Genomic DNA, 20,834 nt, shown 5'->3' with positions numbered 1-20,834 from the left:
TAGATGTACGGAACCATGCATTGACGCAATATTACGCATTCGGCAGTATGCTGCGATGCGAAGAGGAATCGACCATGCCTATTGGTGAGTTTGGCGGCGCGCCGCCCCTGGCGGCAGAAGGCAGCCCGGTCCTGACCACGCCGATGTACTGGATGTACGAGATGGCTCAGGCCTCTCTCAATCCGGCACGCGCGGTCTCCGATGCGACCAAGCTGCTGTTTCAGAATCCGCTGAATCCCTGGGCGCGCACCGAGATCGGCAAATCGATGGCTGCGGCCTGCGAATTGTTCGAGCGCACCACGCGCCGCTACGGCAAGCCGGAATGGGGCCTCGACGAAACCGACGTCAACGGCACCCGCGTCCCCGTCGAGGTCCGCTCGGTCTGGCAAAAGCCGTTCTGCAACCTGCTCTACTTCGATCGCAAGTTCGCCCGCCCGCTGCGCACCCCGCAGCCGCGCGTGCTGATCGTGGCGCCGATGTCCGGCCATTACGCGACGCTGCTGCGTGGCACGGTCGAGGCCTTCCTGCCCGCGCATGAGGTCTACATCACCGACTGGGCCGACGCCCGCATGGTGCCGCTGAGCGAAGGCCGCTTCGATCTCGACGATTACATCGATTACGTCATCGAGATGCTGCATGTGCTGGGCGGCAACACCCATGTGCTGGCGGTGTGCCAGCCCTCCGTGCCCGTCGTCGCCGCCGTCTCGATCATGGAAGCGCGCCGCGATCCCTTCGTGCCGAGCTCGATGACGCTGATGGGCGGTCCGATCGACACCCGCCGCAACCCGACCGCGGTGAACCAGCTCGCGCAGGAGCGCGGCATCGACTGGTTCCGCAACACCGTCATCACCAAGGTGCCGTTCCCGCATCCGGGCATGATGCGCGACGTCTATCCGGGCTTCCTGCAGCTCAACGGGTTCATCAGCATGAACCTCGACCGTCATATGGACGCCCATAAGCGCCTGTTCGCCAATCTGGTGAAGGGCGACGGCGACCTCGTCGACAAGCATCGCGACTTCTACGACGAGTATCTCGCTGTCATGGACCTTTCGGCCGAGTACTATCTCCAGACCGTCGACACCGTGTTCGTGAAGCACTCGCTGCCGAAGGGCGAGATGATGCATCGTGGAACTCGCGTCGATCCCTCCAAGGTGACGCGCGTTGCGTTGATGACGGTCGAAGGCGAGAACGACGACATCTCAGGTCTCGGTCAGACTGAAGCAACGCACGCATTGTGCAGCTCGATTCCGGATCATCGCCGCGTTCATTACGTTCAGAAGGGCGTTGGACATTACGGCGTGTTCAACGGCTCGCGCTTCAAATCGGAAATCGTGCCGCGCATCCATGACTTCATGGTCTCGGCTGCGAATCCGATCGCAAGACAGGCGCTTGCGGCCGAATAACCAGGTTTTTCGGCTTTCCCGTCGAAATCTGAGGCCCTGCCGCAGGCTCCGGGAGGGCCGGGTTCCCGTCAGATTCGAGGTATTTAGGTAGCGTTCTAGGAGTGAGTCACCCCTCACCCCTTGGGGGTGGCGCATGCGTCCAGTGGGGGCGAAAAAAGCTGGTTCCAACCCCAGTCTGTAGGGTCTCCCGGACGCCAGACCCCTGTATATTGGGCAAATGATTTGTTTTTGCGCCGAGCGCTTTCCGTGGCGGCGGTTATGGCAGAATCCGGGCCAACTCTTGCTCCCCGGACTGACAGACATGGCCACTCGCGCGCTCCTCTACCGTCGGCCTCACGAACCGAAGACCCTTCTCATCACCCATGGATCGCAATTCTTTGCGATTCGGCTGCGCAGGCACCGCCGAGCGCGCCGTTACACGCTCAGGATTCATCCGAGCGACCGCGAAGCGATCCTCACGATCCCGCCGCGCGGCACACTCGCTGAAGCCAAGGACTTCGCGCAGCGTCACGGCGCCTGGATCGCCGCGCGTCTTGGTCGCTTGCCGAAGGCGGCTCCGTTTCAGCCTGGCACAGTGATACCGCTGCGCGGCGTGTCCCATCGCATCGTGCATCGCTCCGGCGCGCGCGGCACGGTGTGGACCGAAATTCGCGACAGCGGTGAACGCATTATCTGCGTCGCCGGTGGGCTCGAGCATGTCGATCGCCGCGTCAGCGACTTCCTCAAGCGCGAGGCGCGCAAGGATCTGCAGCGTTCGTCGCAAACCCATGCCGCCGAGCTCGGCGTCAAGGTGAAGCGGCTCTCGATCCGCGATCAGTCCAGCCGCTGGGGCTCCTGCACCTCGGCCGGGTCGCTGTCGTTCTCCTGGCGTCTGATCCTGGCGCCGCCCTATGTGCTCGATTATCTCGCCGCGCATGAGGTGGCCCATCTCGTCGAGATGAACCATTCCGCCCGCTTCTGGCGCGTCTGCGGCAAGATCTGTCCGTCGATGGAGCGCGCCAAGAAGTGGCTCGACACTTACGGCAACGACCTGCACCGGTACGGGGTCGAGGACTAGGCCCCGCTGCTAGCCCGGAAGACGTCGTCATCGCCCGCGAAAGCGGGCGATCGCATTTTGCGCCGTCGTATCAAGACCTTCGAGCAATCCACCGCGCATCACGCCGCAGCCCGCGGTCTACTGTGCATGGGGTTGTTTTCGCGTTTTTTGTTTTGGGGTCTACCGATTCCCGCCAAACAGCCGGTCCATCAGCCAGCCATCGAGCCCGGCGGCTGCCTCCGGCCGCGCATTGACATTGGTGCGCGTCGGCGGCGGTGCGCGATAGCCGCCATTGCTGACCGGTGCTGGTCCGGGCGCAAGTCCCGGCGCTGCCGCCTGTGCCGGCGGCGAGATCTGCGATGAGATCTGCACGAGGTTCGACGGCCCCCAATTGGTCTGCAGGTTCGGCAGCGCGGCCACCTGAACGCCCTCATGGGCGGCGCGCATGAAGCGGGTCCAGACTTCCACCGGCAGGCCGCCGCCGGTCGCCTTCCTGGTCGGCGAGTTGTCGTCGTTGCCGAGCCAGACGCCGGTGACGAGATTGGCGGTGTAGCCGATGAACCAGGCGTCGCGATAATCCTGGCTGGTGCCGGTCTTGCCGGCCGCCTGCCAGCCCGGGATCTCGGCCTTCTTCGCCGTGCCCGAGATCAGCGTCTCCCGCATCATCGTGTTCATCATGCCGACATAGCGCGGCTCGATCACCTGATTATGCTCGTCGGGCTGACGCATGTAGAGCAGCTTGCCGTCGAGCGTCTTGATCCGCGTCACCACATGCGGCACGGCGGCGAAGCCGCCATTGGCGAATGATGCATAGGCGCCGACCATCTCGACCACGGAGACTTCCGAGGTCCCGAGCGCGATCGAGGCGTTGGGCTCGAGCTTGGAGGTGATGCCGAGCCGATGTGCGGTGCGCACCACGTTCTTCGGCCCGACCTCGAGGCCGAGGCGGATCGCGACGCTGTTGAGCGACATCGCCAGCGCATGGGTCAGCGTCACCGCGCCGAAATATTCATGGGTGTAGTTCTCGGGCTTCCAGCCCTTGACCTCGATCGGCGCGTCCTGGCGGACGGTGTCGGGCGTCAGCCCCTGCTCCATCGCGGTCAGGTACACGAACGGCTTGAAGGACGAACCCGGCTGGCGCTTGGCGGTGACCGCGCGATTGTACTGGCTCTCGGAATAGTTCCGCCCGCCGACCATGGCGCGCACCGCGCCATCAGGCGTCATCGCCACCAGCGCGCCCTGGCTGACATTGAACTTCACGCTCTTGGCGGCGAGCTCGTCGATGACGGCGGCCTCCGCCACGGCCTGCAGCTTCGGATCGATCGTGGTCTCGACCTTGATGCTGTCGTCGATCTGGCCGACGAGGTCGTCCAGCACCTCGCCAATCCAGTCGGCGACGTAGTTCACGGTGCCCGCGCCCACCGGCTTCACATTGTAGGAGGGATGGCCGATCGAGGCCTGGGCCTGTGCCTCGGTAATGAACTGCGCGTCGGCCATCGCCGCGAGCACGACTTTTGCGCGCGCTTCAGCGCCTTCGGGGTTGCGGTTCGGCGCGAGGCGCGAGGGCGATTTGACGAGGCCCGCCAGCATCGCGGCTTCTGCGATCGTGACGTTCTTGGCCGGCTTGCCGAAATATTTCTGCGCAGCGGCTTCGACGCCGTAGGCGCCGGAACCGAAATAGACGCGGTTGAGATAGAGCTCCAGAATTTCGTTCTTGGAGTGCTTGCGCTCCAGCCAGATCGCGAGCTCGGCCTCCTGCAGCTTGCGCTGCATGGTGCGTTCCTGGGTCAGGAACAGGTTCTTCGCGAGCTGCTGCGTCAGCGTCGAGCCGCCCTGCGATACGCCGCGATGGAGCACGTTGGTGACGAGCGCGCGCAGGATACCGATCGGATCGATGCCGAAATGCGAATAGAAGCGGCGGTCTTCGATGGCAATGAAAGCTTTGGGCAGATAAGGCGGCAGGTCCTTCAGCGACACGTTGGCGCCGGTCATCTCGCCGCGCTGCGCCAGCGGGGTGCCGTCCATGCCGACGATCTGGATGGTCGGCGGACGTTTGGGAATCTCCAGCGACTGGATCGGCGGCAGATGGGCGCCAACCCAGATCACGACGCCGATCACGGCGATCACGCCCCACAGGCTCAGCACGGCGCCCCAGTAGATGAGGCGGCCGAGGCCGGGCCTGATCGATGATTTCGACCGTCGCTTGGCGCCGCCGCCTTTGGCCGGAGCCTTGCGCTCGCGCGGCGGCTCGTCGTCGACAGGTTCGGCCTTGCGCTTGCTCGCGGATTTCTTTGGTCTGTCGTCGCCGCCGCCGGGAATGCGGTCGGCCGCCGTCAGGCGCAGATCGGCGAGCGCCGCGGGCAAGCCGAACAACGGCTCCTTCCGCCCACCCTTTTTCTTTGCCGACCCCATACGCAAACGCCCGGTCATCCCGCCCCGCCGCACGCTAGCGGTCGCTGTTTAAGGCTCGGTTACCCCGTGCTTAACGTCTGATTAGGGGATGCGGCCTTCCAAGGCCGCAGTTCCGCTCGTCGGACCGCAGGGCTAGGATCGCGGCGATAAAGAAGAGGGAACCCGCATGGGCCATATCGATCCGACCAAGGAGATTTTCGCGCAATTCCGGGACAGCGACCGCCCAGGCCCGATCCACATGCTCAACCTGGTGCGGCTGCGCCAAGAGGCGGCCTATCCCGACGGCCGCAAGGCGAGCGGCGCGGAAGCCTATGCCGCCTATGGCCGCGAGAGCGGCCCGGTGTTCGAGCGCCTCGGCGGCCGCATCGTCTGGCAGGGCCGGTTCGAGCTGATGCTGATCGGCCCGCAAGAGGAGCGCTGGGACCATTGCTTCATCGCCGAATACCCGAGCGTCTCAGCCTTCGTCGAGATGATCCGCGACCCCGTCTATCGCGAGGCAGTGAAGCATCGACAGGCGGCTGTGGAGGACTCTCGGCTGATCCGCCACGCGGTGCTGCCGGTGGGGAAGAATTTTGGCGAGATACCGGAATAGATGTTCCAAATAAAATCGGCGGCCCGCAGGCCGCCGATTGCATTCCAGAGCCCTTCGACTAACCCGCCGGAGCCGTATCCTCCAGGATCGGGCCGAACAGCTCCCAGCGCTCGCCGTTGAACTTCATCATCTGAAGCTGCTTGTTGACGCGATAGTCGGTCGGCGAGGTATTGGCCTTGATGCCGGGCAGCGCGGTGTCGGTCGCGAAGTCCTTCAACGAAGTGGCCTGCTTCATGACGTTCTCGCGGGTGAGATTGTCACCGCACTGCTTCAGCACGTGCACGAGCAATTGCGCCGTGCTGTAGCCATAGGTGTTGAAATTCGAGTCCTTGTCGCCGTCGGGATAGTACTTGGCCATGAAGTCGAAATACTTCTTCAAGCCGGCGTCGTCCTTCCAGGTCGGATCCAGCGGTTCCTTGCCGTAATTGACGCTGATCAGGCCTTTGGCGGCGTCGAGGCCCGCCGGCTTCAGCACCGCGCCGACGGAGGTGGCGTTGATGTCGACGATCTGGGTCGGATGCCAGCCCATCTCGGCGATCTTCTTGATCGCCTGCGCGGCCTGCTTCGGCGTCGTTGCGCTGAAGAACAGGTCGGCACCGGCGTCCTTGATCTTGAGGATCTGCGAATCGACGGTGGGATCGGAGACTTCGTAAGAGGCTTCGGTCACGATCATCTTGGCGGCCTTGTCACCGAGGCCGGCCTTGAGGCCGTTCAGATAGTCCTTGCCCAGATCGTCGTTCTGATAGAGCACGCCGATCTTGGCATTCGGATGCTCCTTCAGGATGTACTGACCGTAGATGCGGCCTTCGACGAAGTAGTTCGGGTTGAAGCCCATGGTCCAGGGGAAGTTCTTCGGATCGGTGAACCGCGACGCGCCGGTCGCCGCGAACAGCTGCGGCACCTTCTTGGAGTTGAGATATTTCTGCACAGCCGCGTTCACCGGCGTGCCGATGATCTGGAAGGTCAGCAGCACCTCGTCGCTCTCGACCAGCTTGCGGATCTGCTCCACGGCTTTCGGCGGCGAATAGGCGTCGTCATACTGGATCAAGTTGATCTTGCGACCGTTGATGCCGCCCTGGTCGTTGATCATCTTGAAATAGGCGGCCTGGGTCTTGCCGATCGACGAATAGGCCGACGCCGGTCCCGAGAACGGCATGGTCTGTCCGATCTTGATTTCGGTGTCGCTGGCGCCCGGATCATATTTCTTCTGGGCATTGGCCGCAGAGACCGACAGCGCCAGGGTCAGCGCCGTTGCCGCGGCCAGATGCAGAACTCCATTCCTCATTCGCAATTTCCTCAGCTTGTTATTGCAGATGGTCTGCCGGACGCACCGCTGCGCACCCGCCGCCATCGCTGGGGCGAGTGTGGAGGAACCATTATTGCAACGCAAGATGGGTGGGCGCTGGCAGTTCGTAGGGTGGGTTGCGGTAGCGGACTACGCATCGCGCAGCCGCAAGCCTAACCCACCCAATCTATTAACTAACCTGCCGGACCGGAGTCCTCGATGATCGGTCCGAACAGCTCCCAGCGTTCGCCGTTGAACTTCATCATCTGCATCTGCTTGTTGACGCGGTAGTCGTTCGGGCCGGTGCTGATGGACATGCCTGGCAATGCGAGGCTCGGCGTGTAGCCCTTGACGTTGGCGACCTGCTTCATGATGTTCTCGCGCGTCAGGTCGTCGCCGCATTGCTTCAGCACCTGAGTGAGCAATTCGGCCACCGAATAGGCGTAGGTGTTCACGGTATTGAGCTTGTCGCCTTCGGGGAAGTATTTATCCATGAAGGCGAAGAAGGCTTTCACGCCCGCGTCGTCCTTCCACTGGGGATCGCCGGGGTCCTTGCCGTAATTGGTCGAGACGATGCCCTTGGAGATGTCGAGGCCGGCCGGCTTCAGCGTCGCCGACACCGGGCTCGCATTGATGTCGAGGATGTGCACCGGAGTCCAGCCGAGGTCGGCGAGCTTCTTGATCGCCTGTGCCGCGAATTTCGGCGTCGAGGCGTCGTAGAACAGATCGACACCCATCGACTTCAGCTTCACCACCTGCGAGTCCACAGTGGGATCGGTGACCTCGTAGGAGACTTCGCCGACGATCATGCTGGCGGCCTTGTCGCCGAGGCCGCTCTTGAGGCCCGCGAGGTAATCGCGACCCATGTCGTCGTTCTGGTAGAGCACGCCGATCTTGGCGTTCGGATGCTCCTTCAGAATGTACTTGGCGTAGATGCGTCCTTCGGACACGTAGTTGGGATTATAGGCGATGGTCCATGGGTAGTTCTGCGGATCGTTGAAGCGCGCAGCGCCGGTCGAGGCGAGGAGCTGCGGGACCTTCTTGCCGTTGAGATATTTTTGCACGGCTGCGTTCGCCGCGGTGCCGATGATCTGGAAGGTGAAGAGCACTTCGTCGCCTTCGACGAGCTTGCGGACTTGCTCGACGGTTTTCGGCGGCGAATAGGCGTCATCATACTGGATCAGGTTGATCTTGCGGCCGTTGATGCCGCCCTGGTCGTTGATCATCTTGAAGTAAGCAGCCTGGGTCTTGCCGATGTTGGCGTAGACGGAATAGGCGCCGGAGAACGGCACGGTCTGGCCGATCTTGATCTCGGTGTCGCTCGCACCGGTGTCGTATTTTTTCTGTGCGAGGGCTTGGCTGGCGGAGAACGCGAAGGCGAGCGCCGCCGTGGCAGCTAAATAGGCTCTGCGAGTCTTCATGTTGGCTTGTTCCTCCTGACGGAATTTTCCGGCCGACGGTCTTTTCCCGCTGGTTGCAACGGTCGCCATCGCTGCCGAAGAGTGTGGAGGAAGGGCAGGCCGCGCGCAAGGATCGCGGCGCTGCGCCGTAGCGTCTCAGGCCAGAGATTCAGGCAAGGAACAATGCAGCCAGTGCGATCGCAGCCGGGAGCGCTTGCACGATCAGGATGCGCGTACTGACGGTGGCAGCGCCGTAGGCGCCGGCGACGATCACGCAGAGCAGGAAGAACACTTTGATCTGGAACGCGAAGGCCGGGTTGCCGTGGATGAGACCCCAGACCAGGCCGGCGACGAGAAAGCCGTTATACAGCCCTTGATTGGCAGCCAGCACCTTCGTGATCTCGGCCTTGTCAGGCGTGTTGCGGAATGTCTTCAGGCCCAGCGGCTTGTCCCAGAGAAACATCTCCAGGATCAGGAAGTAGGCGTGCAGTGCGGCGACCAGCGCCACCAGAAGATTGGCGATGAGAATCAAGTTGAGCCCCCCAAAAGCGTCAGCTTTCGGGTGGACGTTAGCATGTCAGGCATGGCAAGTGCGAAGCGTGTTTCGAAGGGATGGTGCCGCAATGCCCGCGCGATCAAGCAAAACCCTTGCAAGCTTCGGCCTCGATCGGCTGGCAACGCCGATCGGGATCGCGCTGCTTGTCACCGATGCCGATGGCGCGTTGCGCGCGCTCGATTGGGACGATTACGAGCACCGCATGCGCGAGCTGCTGCGCCTGCATCATGGCGCCGTGAATTTGGTCGATCAGGCTGCGCCGACGGACATGAAGACCGCGCTGTCGGCTTACTTCGCGGGTGACCTCGGTCAGCTCGCGCGGATCGAATGGCGTATCGCCGGCACGCCGTTCCAGCAAAAGGTCTGGGCGGCGCTCGCGAAGATTCCCGTGGGCACCACGATGAGCTACGGCGCGCTGGCCGCAAAGATCGAGATGCCCAAGGCCATTCGCGCCGTCGGCCACGCCAACGGCTCCAACCCGATCAGCGTGGTGCTGCCGTGCCATCGCCTGATCGGAGCCGACGGCTCCTTGGTGAAATATGGTGGCGGTCTCGCGCGCAAGCGCTGGCTGCTGCGGCATGAGGGGGTGGAGATTTAGCCCGCTTACGCCGCCGGCTGGACCGCCTTGTCGCCGGCCATTACATGAGTCAGCGCGCTCTTGATCGCGGCCTGGCGGGTCGGCGCGTTGATTTGGGCGCCGAGGAGGTCGGTGACGTAGAACACGTCGCGGGCGCGTTCGCCGAAGGTCGCGACGTGGGCGGAGGCGATGTTGAGGTTCAGCTTCGAGATCGCCGTGGTCAGCTCGTAGAGCAGGCCGGTGCGGTCGAGGCCGGAGACCTCGATCACGGTATAGCGGTCGGACCATTGATTGTTGATCGTCACTTCCGGCTCGATCACGAACGGCTTGGCCTTGCTGCGCACGGTGCGCCGCGCCACCACTTCGGGCAGGCGCAGCTTGCCTTCCAGCACGTCCTCGATCATCTCGCCGATGCGGGTGGCGCGTCGGCCCTCGTCCTCGTCGCGGTCGTATTCGCGGGAGATCGAGATCGTATCCAGCGCGCGGCCGTCGGTCGTGGTGTAGATCTGCGCGTCGACGATGTTGGCGCCGGCTGACGCACAGGCGCCGGCGATGATCGACAGCAGCCAGGGATGGTCGGCGGCGAAAATGGTGAGCTCGGTGACGCCGCGTACCTCGTCGAAGCCGACATTGATCGCGAGCTTGTGGCCGGCCTGTTCGCTGGAGCGCACGAAACGCGCATGACGGATCTTGCGCGGCAGTTCGACCTTGAGCCAGTAGGCCGGATAGTGCCGGCCGATATAGGCGTCGAGTTCGTCCGCCGGCCACTCGGCGAAGGCGTTGCGGAATTCGGCGTAGGCAGCGGTGAGGCGCTTGCCGCGGTCGACTTCCGAGAAGCCGCCGGTCAGCACCGGTTCGGTCTCGTAATACAGCGAGCGCAGCAGTTGCGCCTTCCAGCCATTCCACACGCCCGGGCCGACGCCGCGGATGTCGGCGGTGGTCAGGATCGTCAGCAGCTTCATCTGCTCGACCGATTGCACCACGGCGGCAAAATTCTCGATGGTCTTGCGGTCCGAGAGATCGCGCGACTGCGCGACCGTGGACATCGTCAGATGCTCTTCGATCAGCCAGGCCACCAGCTCGGTATCGGCCGCGCTGAAGCCGAGCCGCGGACAGAGCCGGCGCGCGACCTTGGCGCCTGCGATCGAATGGTCCTCGGGCCGTCCCTTGGCGATGTCGTGCAGCAGCGTCGTGATGTAGATCACCGCGCGGTGCTCGGGGCGAATTTTGCGCATCAGGTCGCTGGCAAGCGTGAACTCATCGAGGCCGCCGCGCTCGATCTCCTGGAGAAAGCCGACGCAGCGGATCAGGTGCTCGTCGACCGTGTAGTGATGATACATGTTGAACTGCATCATCGAGACGATCTTGCCGAAGGCGCGGATGAAGTGACCGAGCACGCCGGTCTCGTTCATTCGGCGCAGCACGATCTCGGCGTTGTCGGAGGTCAGGATCTCCATGAACAGCCGGTTCGCCTCGGGATTTTCGCGCATCTGCGCGTTGATCAGGCCGAGCGAGCGCGTCACGTCGCGCATTGCATCCGGATGGAAGGCGAGGTTGTTCTTCTGCGCCAGACGGAAGATGCGGATCAGATTGACCGGATCGTGCTTGAAGACGTCGGGCGCGGCGACGTTGATGCGGTTGTTGTCGACGATGAAGTCGTCACTTTCCGGCACGCGTCGCTTGACGGGCGTGGGGCGCAGCCGTGCCATCATCCGGCTCAACACCGGCGCGGGCTTGGCCTGCTGGTCCTCGAGCTTGGCGCAGAGAATGGCCGTGAGGTTGCCGACTTCCTTGGCGACCAGGAAGTAGTGCTTCATGAAGCGCTCGACGTCCTGCATGCCGGGATGCGAGGTGTAGCCGAGCCTGATCGCGATCTCGCGCTGGAGGTCGAAGGACAGGCGCTCTTCGGCGCGGCCGGAGTGGAAATGCAGATTGCAGCGCACCGACCAGAGAAAGTCGGCGCAGCGGCGGAAGCTGCGATACTCCTGCGCGTCGAACACGCCGCGCTCGGCCAGCTCGTCGGTATCGCGCACGCGATAGACGTATTTTGCGATCCAGAACAGCGTGTGCAGATCGCGTAGCGCGCCCTTGCCGTCCTTGACGTTGGGCTCGACCAGATAGCGCGACTGGCCGCCGCGGCGGTGCCGCTCCTCGCGTTCGGCAAGCTTTGCAGTGACGAATTCGGACGCGGTGCCCTGCACCACGTCCTTGTCGAAGCGCGCGACCAGCTCGTCATAGAGCGGCTGATCACCGGTGAGGAAGCGCGTCTCCAGGATCGCGGTGCGGATCGTCATGTCGCCGCGCGCCTGGCGGATAGATTCATCGACCGAGCGCGTGGCGTGACCGACCTTCAACCCCATGTCCCAGAGGCAATAGAGAATGGCTTCGGCCACCTGCTCGCCCCAGGCAGTCTGCTTGTAGGGCAGGATGAACAAGAGATCGATGTCGGATTCGGGGGCCATCAGGCCGCGCCCGTAGCCGCCGGTCGCCACCACCGCCATGCGTTCCGCGCCGCTCGGGATCGGCGAGCGGTAGAGATGGCGGGTCGCGGCCGAATAGAGGATGCGGATGATCTCGTCCTGCACGTGGCAGAGACGCTCGGCGCAACGGCGGCCGTGGCGGTCCTTCAGCAGGATCGCCTGCGCTGCGGCGCGCGCCGCGATCAGCTCGGCCTTGAGCAATTGCGCGACTGCGGTGCGGAACGCGTCCTCGCGCCCCTGATGTTTTTCGGCGAGCGCATCGACCGCCGCGGTGATCCGCGCGGTGTCGAAACGATCATCCACCTCAGGCTTATGCTCGGTCGCAACGCTGTCCATGCTTCACCGGATATAAGAGGCGACAGGCGCTGTCATCAGCCATTCTCTGGCAATAGTCGTTCCATGCTGGAAAAGGCCGGCATCGGGCAAAATTGTTCTCAGGCCGCGCGCTTTCAAGGGGTGGATTTTCCTGTTGACCTCAAAACATAACTCATTGAAAAACAATGAAATTTCTGAGGAGGCTGGGCATGATCAAGATGACACGACGTATTCTGCTGGCGGGAGCCGTTGTGCTCGCTGTGGCCCCCGCGGCCAAGGCTGCGGATCCGCTCAAGGAAATCCGCATCGATTGGGCGACCTACAATCCGGTGTCGATGGTCCTGAAGCAGAAGGGGCTGCTCGAGAAAGAGTTTGCGAAGGACGGCATCACCATCACCTGGGTGCAGTCGGCAGGCTCGAACAAGGCGCTCGAATTCCTCAACGCCGGCTCGATCGATTTCGGCTCGACGGCCGGCTCGGCCGCGCTGGTCGCACGCATCAACGGCAACCCCATCAAGTCGATCTACGTCTACTCGCGTCCTGAGTGGACCGCGCTGGTCACATCAAAGGATTCCAAGATCGCGAGCGTTGCCGATCTCAAGGGCAAGCGCGTCGCGGTGACGCGCGGCACCGATCCGCACATCTTCCTGGTGCGCGCGCTGCTCAGTGCCGGCCTCACCGAAAAGGACATCACGCCCGTGCTGCTCCAGCACGCCGACGGCAAGACCGCGCTGATCCGCGGCGATGTCGACGCGTGGGCCGGTCTCGATCCGATGATGGCGCAGGCCGAGGTCGAGGAGGGTGCCAAGCTGTTCTATCGCAAGGCGGACGCCAACACCTGGGGCATCCTCAATGTGCGCGAGCAGTTCCTGAAGGATCATCCGGACGCCGCCCGGCGCGTGCTCGCGGTCTATGAGGATGCGCGAAAGTATTCGCTGGCGAATTACGATGAGCTGAAGAAGACCTTCATCGCGATCACCAAGCTGCCCGACGCCGTCGTCGACAAGCAGCTCAAGGAGCGCACCGAGCTCACCCACAGCCGCATCGGCGCGCCCCAGCGCGAGTCGATCCTCGCCGCCGGCCTCGCGCTTCAACAGGCCGGCGTCGTCGACGCCAAGGTCGACGTGAAGGCGACGCTCGATGCCCTGATCGACGATCAGGTCCCGCTGCCGACGAATTGAGGTCGGTCTTAGCCCTCCCCCCCGTGGGGGAGGGTGGCTTCGCGGAACGCGAAGCCGGGTGAGGGGTATCTATCCTCACGAACGGTTGTGCGAGTGGAGCGAACCCCTCATCCGGCGCTTCGCGCCACCTTCTCCCACAAGGGGAGAAGGAAGAGAGCGGCCGTAGCCCGCGGCAAGAGTAATATTGCATTCCCGCCCCAGACGCGCTTCCTACCGGCCATGATCTCCGACGCGCCAGTTTTGCAGCAATCCTCTGATACGGCCGAGAGCGCCGCCGCGCCCTCGCGGCTGTCGCGCTACGCGCGGCCGATGCTGGGTCTGCTGCTGCCATTGGTGCTGGCGGTTGGCTGGGAGTTCGTGGTCTGGTCCGGCTGGTCCAACGGGCGCCTGGTGCCGCCGCCTTCGCGGGTGTTCGCCACCATCGCCGATCTTGCCCGCTCCGGTGAGTTGGTCCGGCACATCGCCGCGACGCTGTGGCGCGTCGGTCTCGGCTTCGCGTTTGGCGTGGTCGCGGGCACGCTGCTGGGCGCCATCTCCGGCTATTGGTCGCTGGCGCGCCGGCTGCTCGATCCGACAGTGCAGGCGCTGCGCGCGATCCCGTCACTGGCATGGGTGCCGCTGTTCATCCTCTGGCTCGGCATCTTCGAGACCTCCAAGATCGTGCTGATCGCGGTTGGCGTGTTCTTCCCGGTCTATCTCGGCGTGATGGGTGCGATCCTCTCGGTCGACCGCAAGATCTTCGAAGTCGGCCGCGTGTTCCGGCTGTCCGGGTTCGCGATGATCCGCCGCATCCTGCTGCCCGCGGTGCTGCCGGCCTATGTCGTGTCGCTGCGCGTCGGCCTTGGACTCGGCTGGATGTTCGTGGTCGCGGCCGAGCTGATCGGCGCCTCCGAAGGCCTCGGTTATCTCCTGCTCGACGGCCAGCAACTGGGCAAGCCCGCGCAGATCATGGCCGCGATCGTGATCTTCGCCATTCTCGGCAAGCTCACCGACTGGCTGATCGAGGTCGCCGCCGCGCCATTCCTGCGCTGGCAGGATGCCTTCGCCCGCACGAAGGGAGCTTGAGGCAATGCTGGCGCTCGACCGGGTCAGCAAGACCTATCCCAACGGCGTGCAGGCGCTGGCGCGCTTCTCCGCCGAGATCAGACAGGGCGAGATCCTCGCCATCATCGGTGGTTCCGGCTGCGGCAAGTCCACGCTGCTCCGTGCCATCGCCGGCCTCGATCGCGCCAGCTCCGGCACCGTCACGCTCGACAGAGAGGCGATCAGTTCGCCGCATGCCAAGATCGGCATCATCTTCCAGGAACCGCGGCTGCTGCCCTGGCTCAGCGTCGCCGACAATATTGGCTTTGGTCTTGCCGATCTCCCGGCGGCCGAGCGGCGCGAAAAGGTCGCGCGCGCGCTCGCCCGCGTTGGCCTCGCCGACAAGGCGCAGGCCTGGCCGCGCGAGCTCTCCGGCGGGCAGGGGCAGCGCGTCGCGATTGCACGCGCGCTGGTGCCGCAACCCGAGGTGCTGCTGCTCGACGAGCCGTTCTCGGCGCTCGATGCCTTCACCCGCCGCGACCTGCAGGATCACCTGCTCGATCTCTGGGCCGACACGCGCCCGACCTTGATCCTCGTGACACATGATGTCGACGAGGCTGTGGTGCTGGCCGACCGCGTGCTGGTGATGCGGCCACGGCCGGGCCGGCTGTTCGACCAGATCGAAATCAATCTCGGCCGGCCGCGCGATCGCAATTCGCCGTTGTTCGAGAATTTCAAGCGAAGTGTGCTGACATCACTCGACCGTTCGCTTGACCGCAACGTGCCCGACCGGGACGCAACCCAGGGTCCCGGTCAGGCCATGTGGTGGTGACAATGGCGCTCTGAGCCGGTACATCGGGAAGCGATTTTTCCGGGAGAGAACGAGATGGACGCCGCAGAACTGCGCCAGATGCAGGCCCCAATCAAGGAACGCTACAAGACCGACCCCAAGACCGCGATGATCACGCTGAAGGCCAAGGGCTCGACCGACAGCGAAGGCATCGCCTGCAAGGTCGAGACCGGCCGTGCCATCGCGATGGCTGGCCTGCATCCGGCCACCGGCGGCTCCGGCCTCGAGCTCTGCTCCGGCGACATGCTGCTCGAAGCGCTGGTCGCCTGTGCCGGCGTCACGCTGAAATCGGTCGCGACCGCAGTCGAGATCCCGCTCAAGACCGGCAACGTCTATGCCGAGGGCGACCTCGATTTCCGCGGCACGCTCGGCGTCGACAAGGAGACCCCGGTCGGCTTCGCCGAGATACGCCTGCGCTTCGAGGTCGACACCGACGCGCCGCAGGACAAGCTCGATCTGCTGCTGAAACTCACCGAGCGCTATTGCGTGGTCTATCAGACCATCAAGAACGGCCCGAAGGTTTCGGTGTCGATGCAGCGGATGTAGCTGCCACCTTCCCTTGAGGGAAGGCAACAAGAACAAAATGCCGGCCGAACTGTCCACCATCCTCTTCCTTCTGCTGCGCATGGCGGTTGCGGCCGCCTTCGTGGTGTCGGCGTCGGTCATCACCGAGCGCTCCGGCCCGGTGATCGGTGCGCTGGTGGCGACGCTGCCGATCTCGGCGGGGCCGTCTTATGTCTTCCTTGCGATCGACCATGACGCTGCCTTCATCGCCCAGGGCGCGCTGTCGAGCCTTCCGGTCAACGCGGCGACGATCTTCCTCGGGCTGACCTATGTCGTGCTGGCGCAGCGGCACAGCTTTGCCGTGAGCGTCGGAAGCGCAATCGCAGTGTGGATCGTGCTGGCGTCCATCATCCGCCTGTTCGACTGGACCTTGACGGCCGGGCTCGCCGTCAACCTGGTCGCCTTCGCCATCTGCATTCCGCTGCTCGCGCAATACCGCCACGTGAAGATGCCGCTGGTGACGCGCCGCTGGTACGACATTCCATTCCGCGCCTCGCTCGTCGCGACGCTGGTCGCGATCGTGGTCTCGACCTCGGGCTGGGTCGGTCCGCGCGTCTCCGGCGTGATCGCGCTCTACCCGATCGTCTTCACCAGCATGATGGTGATCCTGCACCCGCGCATCGGCGGGCCGCCGACCGCCGCCGTGCTCGCCAACTCGGCCTGGGGCTTGCTCGGTTTCGGGATGGCGATCGCCGTGCTGCATGTCGGCGCCGCCAATTTCGGCTCGGTGATCGGGCTGAGCATGGGGCTAGCCACTTGCATCGCGTGGAATCTGACGCTGTGGTGGAACGGACGGCGGAAGCGGCTCCCTCACTAGCCTCCGTCGTCGCTTCGCTCGCAATGACGATTGCGGAGGCACGTTTTACTGCTTCGGCAGCTTGGCCTTCAGCGCATAGAGCGCATCGAGTGCCTCACGCGGCGACATCTCGTCGGGGTGCAGCGCCTTGACCGCGTCCATCAGCAGCTCGGCCTCGGTCGGCGGCGCGGCTTCAGCGGCGGCGCGCGAGGGGACTGCGAACAGAGGGAGATCGTCAGCGAGAGCGCGGGCGGTCTGGCCGCGGTCCTGGGCTTCGAGTTTCGCCAGCACCGATTTGGCGCGGTTGATCACCGCCGGCGGCAGGCCGGCGAGCTTGGCGACCTGGATGCCGTAGGAACGATCGGCCGAGCCGGGCAGCACCTCGTGCAGGAACACGACATTGCCCTGCCACTCCTTCACGCGCACGGTCGCGTTGAACATGCGCGGCAGCCTGGCCGAGAGCGCGGTCAGCTCGTGATAATGCGTGGCGAAGAGCGTGCGGCAGCGGTTGCTCTCGTGCAGATGCTCGATCGCAGCCCATGCAATCGAGAGGCCGTCGAAGGTCGCAGTGCCGCGGCCGATCTCGTCGAGGATCACCAGCGCGCGCTCGCCGGCCTGATTGAGGATCGCCGCGGTCTCGACCATCTCCACCATGAAGGTGGAGCGGCCGCGCGCGAGATCGTCGGCGGCGCCGACGCGCGAGAACAGGCGGTCGATGATGCCGATCCGCGCGCGCGTCGCCGGCACGAAGCTGCCGATCTGTGCGAGCAGCGCAATCAGCGCGTTCTGACGCAGGAAGGTCGATTTACCGGCCATGTTGGGGCCGGTGAGCAGCCAGAGCTGGCCGGATTTTTGCGCAGGGCCAGGTGAGAGATCGCAGGCATTGGCGATGAACGGCTCGCCATTGCGCTTCAACGCTTGCTCGACCACGGGATGGCGGCCGGCCTCGATCGCAAAGCCGAGGGAATCATCCACGTCCGGCCGCACATAATTGTCGTCGACCGCGAGCTTTGCGAGCGACGTCGCGACGTCGAGCAGCGCAAAACCCTGCGCGGCGGCCCGCAGATCGTCGCTGATCTCGATCGCCTTGGCGCAGAGCCGCTCGAAGATTTCGAGCTCGAGGCCGAGCGCGCGGTCACCGGCATTGGCGATCTTGGCTTCGATCTCGCCGAGTTCGGACGTGGTGAAGCGCACCTGGCCCGCCAGCGTCTGGCGATGGATGAAGGTCGCGTTCAGCGGTGCCGTCATCAGCTTGTCGCCGTGCTGCGCGGTGACCTCGACGAAATAGCCGAGCACGTTGTTGTGGCGGATCTTGAGGCCCTTGACGCCGGCATCGTCGGCGTAGCGCGCCTGCATCGATGCCACGACCAGGCGCGAGGCGTCGCGCAGGTTGCGTGCTTCGTCGAGCGCCGGTTCGTAGCCGGCGCGAACGAAGCCGCCGTCGCGTTTGATCAGGGGCAGCTGATCGTCGAGCGCAGTGGCAAATTCCTCGGCCAGCTCGCGTGACGGCCTTTGCAGTGCCGCCATCACGGCGGCGATCTCCTGCGGCGGCTGGTCGAGCTCGGCAAGCCGGCCCAGCACCTGATCGGCGGCGATGATCCCGTCGCGCAGGCCAGCGAGGTCGCGGGGGCCGCCGCGGCCGACCGACAGACGGGCGAGCGCCCGCGACATGTCGGGCGCGCCGCGCAGGATGCTGCGGATGTCCTCGCGCGTGGCTGAATCCGCGACGAAGGCGCTGACGGCATCGAGCCGCCGGGCGATCGCGGGCGCATCGGTCAACGGCGCCGCCAGCCGCTGTGCCAGCAGGCGCGAGCCCGCCGAGGTCACGGTGCAGTCGATCGCATCGAGCAGCGAGCCGCGGCGTTCGCCCGCAAGCGTGCGCGTCAGTTCGAGATTGGCGCGGGTGGCGGGATCAATTGCCATGGTCGCGCCGGAGGCTTCGCGTGCGGGCGGCGACAGCGGCGGATGCTTGCCGACCTGGGTGCGGTCGACATAGGTGACGGCGGCGGCCGCAGCTGTGGCTTCCAGCCGCGTCAGCTGCGCCAGCCCGTCCATGGTCGCGACGGCAAAGTAGTCGCAGAGGCGCTTTTCGGCGGTGGCGCCGTCGAAGACGTCGCGCGTCACCGGCGTCACGGCCGGCAGCTCGCGCAAGGTCTGGCCGAGCTCGTTGTCGCTATAAAGCGCGTCGGTGACGATGGCTTCGTTCGGGTTGATGCGCGCCAGCGTCGCGGCGAGCTCGCCGTGAGAGCATTCCGTCACCGTGAATTCGGCAGTCGAGATGTCGATCCAGGCAAGCCCGAAGCGATCGCCGCCGGCCGACGAACGCGCCCGCGCGATCGCCAGCAGGTAATTATTGGCGCGCGCATCGAGCAGCGTGTCCTCGGTCAGCGTACCCGGCGTGACCAGCCGCACCACGCCACGGCGCACGACGCTTTTGTTGCCGCGCGCTTTCGCAGCAGCGGGATCCTCGGTCTGCTCGCATACCGCAACCCGGTGCCCGGCGCTGATCAAGCGGTGCAGATAATCCTCGGAGCGCTCCACCGGCACGCCGCACATCGGGATATCGTTGCCCTGATGCTTGCCGCGCTTGGTCAGGACGATGCCGAGCGTTTTGGACGCGATCTCTGCGTCTTCGAAGAATAGCTCGTAGAAATCGCCCATCCGGTAGAACAGCAGCAGGCCCTGATGCGCTGCCTTGATCTCCAGATACTGTTCCATCATCGGCGTGACGCGCGCGGCGGCTTCCGCCTGCGGCGCGGGCGTATCGTCGGGTGGCGGTACGGGGATGGGCTGTTGCATGGTCATGAGAGCGTTTTCGAGTGAAGTGGGTACCGGTTCGCGTGAAGAAAACGCGTCAAACCAAGAATCTTGGAGCGCGGTCCTGACCGCGCTTCAAGGCTGGGCAACCTACAAAATTTCGCTTGCTGCTCCTATCGCTTTGGCCGGGCAGGGAGGGTTTTCCACGTTGTCCGCACCGCGGCATGCGCTGGCGGCGTGCTGGCCCTTCGGAACACGCAAGAAACCGTCAATTGACCTGCTGCGGGCGCCCTCCTAAAACTCCGCCGACATTGAAGAATTTCCGCCGAACCGCGGCATTCAGGGAGAACAACGATGCGTGATGTCTTTATCTGTGATGCCGTGCGGACCCCGATCGGCCGTTTCGGCGGCTCTCTCGCCAAGGTGCGTGCCGACGACCTCGCGGCGGCCCCGATCAAGGCGCTGATGGCAAAGCATCCGAATCTCGATTGGGCGCAGGTCGACGAAGTCTTCTTCGGCTGCGCCAACCAGGCCGGCGAGGACAACCGCAACGTCGCGCGCATGGCGCTGCTGCTTGCGGGCCTCCCGGATTCGGTTCCAGGTCAGACCCTCAACCGGCTCTGCGCCTCCGGCCTCGACGCGGTCGGTGCGGCCGGTCGCGCCATCCGTTCCGGCGAGATCGAGCTCGCGATTGCCGGCGGCGTCGAATCCATGACCCGCGCGCCGTTCGTGATGGGCAAGGCGCAGGAGGCATTCTCGCGCTCCGCTGAAGTTTTCGACACCACGATCGGCTGGCGGTTCATCAATCCGCTGCTGAAGGCGCAGTATGGCGTCGACGCGATGCCGGAGACCGGCGAGAACGTCGCCGAGGAATTCCAGGTCTCGCGGGCCGACCAGGATGCTTTCGCGATCCGGTCGCAGCAGCGCGCGGGCAAGGCGATCGCCGCCGGTTATTTCGCCGAAGAGATCATCCCGATCACCATTCCCGGCGGCAAGGCCGGTCCCATCACCGTCGACAAGGACGAGCATCCGCGCCCCGAGACCACGCTGGAAGGTCTGGCAAAGCTGAGGCCGATCGTGCGCAATCCCGGCACCGTGACGGCCGGCAATGCGTCCGGCGTCAATGACGGCGCTGCCGCGATGATCCTCGCGTCCGAAGCGGCCGTGAAGAAGCATGGCCTGACGCCCCGCGCGCGCATCCTCGGTCTCGCCTCGGCCGGCGTGCCGCCGCGCATCATGGGCATCGGCCCGGTGCCCGCGACCCGCAAGCTGATGGAGCGGCTGGGCAAGAAGATCACCGATTTCGACCTGATCGAGCTCAACGAAGCTTTCGCGTCGCAGGGCATCGCCTGCATGCGCCAGCTCGGCGTCGCCGATGACGCCGATTTCGTCAATCCGCATGGCGGCGCCATTGCGCTCGGCCATCCCCTCGGCATGAGCGGCGCGCGCCTCGCGCTCACCGCCGTGCACGGCATGGAAAAGCGCGGCGGCAAGCTGGCACTCGCGACCATGTGCGTCGGCGTCGGCCAGGGCGTTGCCGTCGCGATCGAGAAGCTGAATTAAGCCTTCTCCTCTCCCTCTCCCCGTTGTGGGAGAGGGGCTTTCGA

Annotated in this window: 16 protein-coding genes; 10 read left to right on the top strand and 6 right to left on the bottom strand. The window is 64.6% G+C overall.

All coding sequences use genetic code 11. From position 1 onward, the window contains the following. The first annotated feature begins 74 nt into the window (after positions 1 to 74). Together JQ631_RS17930 and JQ631_RS17925 are read left to right on the top strand one after the other, a co-directional pair. A complete protein-coding gene (locus tag JQ631_RS17930; protein ID WP_212328003.1) occupies positions 75 to 1,403 on the top strand; it encodes a polyhydroxyalkanoate depolymerase in 1,329 nt (442 codons plus the stop codon). A 217-nt stretch (positions 1,404 to 1,620) separates the two neighbouring features. After that, entirely contained in the window at positions 1,621 to 2,460 is an 840-nt protein-coding gene (locus JQ631_RS17925) for a M48 family metallopeptidase (protein ID WP_212328002.1), read from the top strand. A gap of 159 nt (positions 2,461 to 2,619) precedes the next feature. Here the strand turns inward: JQ631_RS17925 and JQ631_RS17920 are convergent, their stop codons facing one another. Continuing rightward, positions 2,620 to 4,851, bottom strand: coding sequence for a transglycosylase domain-containing protein (locus JQ631_RS17920; RefSeq protein WP_212328001.1), 2,232 nt, complete (start codon positions 4,849 to 4,851; stop codon positions 2,620 to 2,622). A 166-nt stretch (positions 4,852 to 5,017) separates the two neighbouring features. Between JQ631_RS17920 and JQ631_RS17915 the strand changes: the two genes are divergently transcribed. Next, positions 5,018 to 5,443, top strand: coding sequence for a DUF1330 domain-containing protein (locus JQ631_RS17915; RefSeq protein ID WP_212328000.1), 426 nt, complete (start codon positions 5,018 to 5,020; stop codon positions 5,441 to 5,443). 58 nt (positions 5,444 to 5,501) lie between these two features. On the opposite strand, the gene JQ631_RS17910 is transcribed toward JQ631_RS17915, so the two are convergent. From JQ631_RS17910 to JQ631_RS17900, 3 genes are all read right to left on the bottom strand, one after another. After that, the gene (locus tag JQ631_RS17910) at positions 5,502 to 6,728 is read right to left on the bottom strand and encodes an ABC transporter substrate-binding protein (RefSeq protein WP_212327999.1); all 1,227 of its coding nucleotides are present in this window, start codon (positions 6,726 to 6,728) and stop codon (positions 5,502 to 5,504) included. A 194-nt stretch (positions 6,729 to 6,922) separates the two neighbouring features. Then, entirely contained in the window at positions 6,923 to 8,149 is a 1,227-nt protein-coding gene (locus JQ631_RS17905) for an ABC transporter substrate-binding protein (RefSeq protein WP_212327998.1), read from the bottom strand. 148 nt (positions 8,150 to 8,297) lie between these two features. Continuing rightward, a complete protein-coding gene (locus JQ631_RS17900) occupies positions 8,298 to 8,660 on the bottom strand; it encodes a DUF1304 domain-containing protein (protein ID WP_212327997.1) in 363 nt (120 codons plus the stop codon). A 91-nt stretch (positions 8,661 to 8,751) separates the two neighbouring features. Here JQ631_RS17900 and JQ631_RS17895 point away from each other — a divergent pair, with 91 nt between their 5' ends. Continuing rightward, positions 8,752 to 9,282 carry a methylated-DNA--[protein]-cysteine S-methyltransferase gene (locus JQ631_RS17895; RefSeq protein ID WP_212327996.1) on the top strand — a complete coding sequence of 177 codons (531 nt, stop codon included), beginning with the start codon at positions 8,752 to 8,754 and terminating at the stop codon, positions 9,280 to 9,282. Between the two features lie 5 nt (positions 9,283 to 9,287). Here JQ631_RS17895 and JQ631_RS17890 read toward each other — a convergent pair whose 3' ends face one another. Then, positions 9,288 to 12,077 (bottom strand): [protein-PII] uridylyltransferase, encoded by a 2,790-nt coding sequence (locus JQ631_RS17890; RefSeq protein WP_212327995.1) that lies wholly within the window; start codon positions 12,075 to 12,077, stop codon positions 9,288 to 9,290. 188 nt (positions 12,078 to 12,265) lie between these two features. Here JQ631_RS17890 and JQ631_RS17885 point away from each other — a divergent pair, with 188 nt between their 5' ends. The 5 genes from JQ631_RS17885 (at position 12,266) to JQ631_RS17865 (ending at position 16,491) form a co-directional block, all read left to right on the top strand. After that, a complete protein-coding gene (locus JQ631_RS17885) occupies positions 12,266 to 13,237 on the top strand; it encodes an aliphatic sulfonate ABC transporter substrate-binding protein (RefSeq protein ID WP_212327994.1) in 972 nt (323 codons plus the stop codon). A gap of 219 nt (positions 13,238 to 13,456) precedes the next feature. After that, positions 13,457 to 14,302 (top strand): ABC transporter permease, encoded by an 846-nt coding sequence (locus tag JQ631_RS17880; RefSeq protein ID WP_212327993.1) that lies wholly within the window; start codon positions 13,457 to 13,459, stop codon positions 14,300 to 14,302. 4 nt (positions 14,303 to 14,306) lie between these two features. Next, on the top strand, positions 14,307 to 15,092 hold the full coding sequence (locus JQ631_RS17875; RefSeq protein ID WP_212327992.1) for an ABC transporter ATP-binding protein: 786 nt from the start codon (positions 14,307 to 14,309) through the stop codon (positions 15,090 to 15,092). 54 nt (positions 15,093 to 15,146) lie between these two features. Further along, entirely contained in the window at positions 15,147 to 15,656 is a 510-nt protein-coding gene (locus tag JQ631_RS17870; protein WP_212327991.1) for an OsmC family protein, read from the top strand. Positions 15,657 to 15,693: 37 nt separating this feature from the next. Continuing rightward, entirely contained in the window at positions 15,694 to 16,491 is a 798-nt protein-coding gene (locus JQ631_RS17865; RefSeq protein WP_212327990.1) for a hypothetical protein, read from the top strand. 45 nt (positions 16,492 to 16,536) lie between these two features. Here the strand turns inward: JQ631_RS17865 and mutS are convergent, their stop codons facing one another. Beyond that, positions 16,537 to 19,275, bottom strand: a complete 2,739-nt coding sequence (gene mutS / locus JQ631_RS17860) for a DNA mismatch repair protein MutS (protein WP_212327989.1) — start codon at positions 19,273 to 19,275, stop codon at positions 16,537 to 16,539. 306 nt (positions 19,276 to 19,581) lie between these two features. Here mutS and pcaF point away from each other — a divergent pair, with 306 nt between their 5' ends. Continuing rightward, positions 19,582 to 20,790, top strand: a complete 1,209-nt coding sequence (gene pcaF, locus JQ631_RS17855; protein WP_212327988.1) for a 3-oxoadipyl-CoA thiolase — start codon at positions 19,582 to 19,584, stop codon at positions 20,788 to 20,790. Positions 20,791 to 20,834 lie beyond the last annotated feature (44 nt).

It is taken from the genome of Bradyrhizobium manausense (genome assembly GCF_018131105.1).
Taxonomy (GTDB): Bacteria; Pseudomonadota; Alphaproteobacteria; order Rhizobiales; family Xanthobacteraceae; genus Bradyrhizobium; species Bradyrhizobium manausense_B.
The sequence above is the reverse complement of the archived record's forward strand: the minus strand, read 5'-3'. Positions and strand labels throughout refer to the sequence as shown.

What these genes read in the sequence shown, in the direction of transcription:
- JQ631_RS17930 (WP_212328003.1), top strand. Translation starts at nt 75, where the DNA reads ATGCCTATTGGTGAGTTTGGCGGCGCGCCGCCCCTGGCGGCAGAAGGC.
- JQ631_RS17925 (WP_212328002.1), top strand. Translation starts at nt 1,621, where the DNA reads ATGATTTGTTTTTGCGCCGAGCGCTTTCCGTGGCGGCGGTTATGGCAG.
- JQ631_RS17920 (WP_212328001.1), bottom strand. Translation starts at nt 4,851, where the DNA reads ATGGGGTCGGCAAAGAAAAAGGGTGGGCGGAAGGAGCCGTTGTTCGGC.
- JQ631_RS17915 (WP_212328000.1), top strand. Translation starts at nt 5,018, where the DNA reads ATGGGCCATATCGATCCGACCAAGGAGATTTTCGCGCAATTCCGGGAC.
- JQ631_RS17910 (WP_212327999.1), bottom strand. Translation starts at nt 6,728, where the DNA reads ATGAGGAATGGAGTTCTGCATCTGGCCGCGGCAACGGCGCTGACCCTG.
- JQ631_RS17905 (WP_212327998.1), bottom strand. Translation starts at nt 8,149, where the DNA reads ATGAAGACTCGCAGAGCCTATTTAGCTGCCACGGCGGCGCTCGCCTTC.
- JQ631_RS17895 (WP_212327996.1), top strand. Translation starts at nt 8,752, where the DNA reads ATGCCCGCGCGATCAAGCAAAACCCTTGCAAGCTTCGGCCTCGATCGG.
- JQ631_RS17890 (WP_212327995.1), bottom strand. Translation starts at nt 12,077, where the DNA reads ATGGACAGCGTTGCGACCGAGCATAAGCCTGAGGTGGATGATCGTTTC.
- JQ631_RS17885 (WP_212327994.1), top strand. Translation starts at nt 12,266, where the DNA reads ATGATCAAGATGACACGACGTATTCTGCTGGCGGGAGCCGTTGTGCTC.
- JQ631_RS17880 (WP_212327993.1), top strand. Translation starts at nt 13,457, where the DNA reads ATGATCTCCGACGCGCCAGTTTTGCAGCAATCCTCTGATACGGCCGAG.
- JQ631_RS17875 (WP_212327992.1), top strand. Translation starts at nt 14,307, where the DNA reads ATGCTGGCGCTCGACCGGGTCAGCAAGACCTATCCCAACGGCGTGCAG.
- JQ631_RS17870 (WP_212327991.1), top strand. Translation starts at nt 15,147, where the DNA reads ATGGACGCCGCAGAACTGCGCCAGATGCAGGCCCCAATCAAGGAACGC.
- JQ631_RS17865 (WP_212327990.1), top strand. Translation starts at nt 15,694, where the DNA reads ATGCCGGCCGAACTGTCCACCATCCTCTTCCTTCTGCTGCGCATGGCG.
- mutS (WP_212327989.1), bottom strand. Translation starts at nt 19,275, where the DNA reads ATGACCATGCAACAGCCCATCCCCGTACCGCCACCCGACGATACGCCC.
- pcaF (WP_212327988.1), top strand. Translation starts at nt 19,582, where the DNA reads ATGCGTGATGTCTTTATCTGTGATGCCGTGCGGACCCCGATCGGCCGT.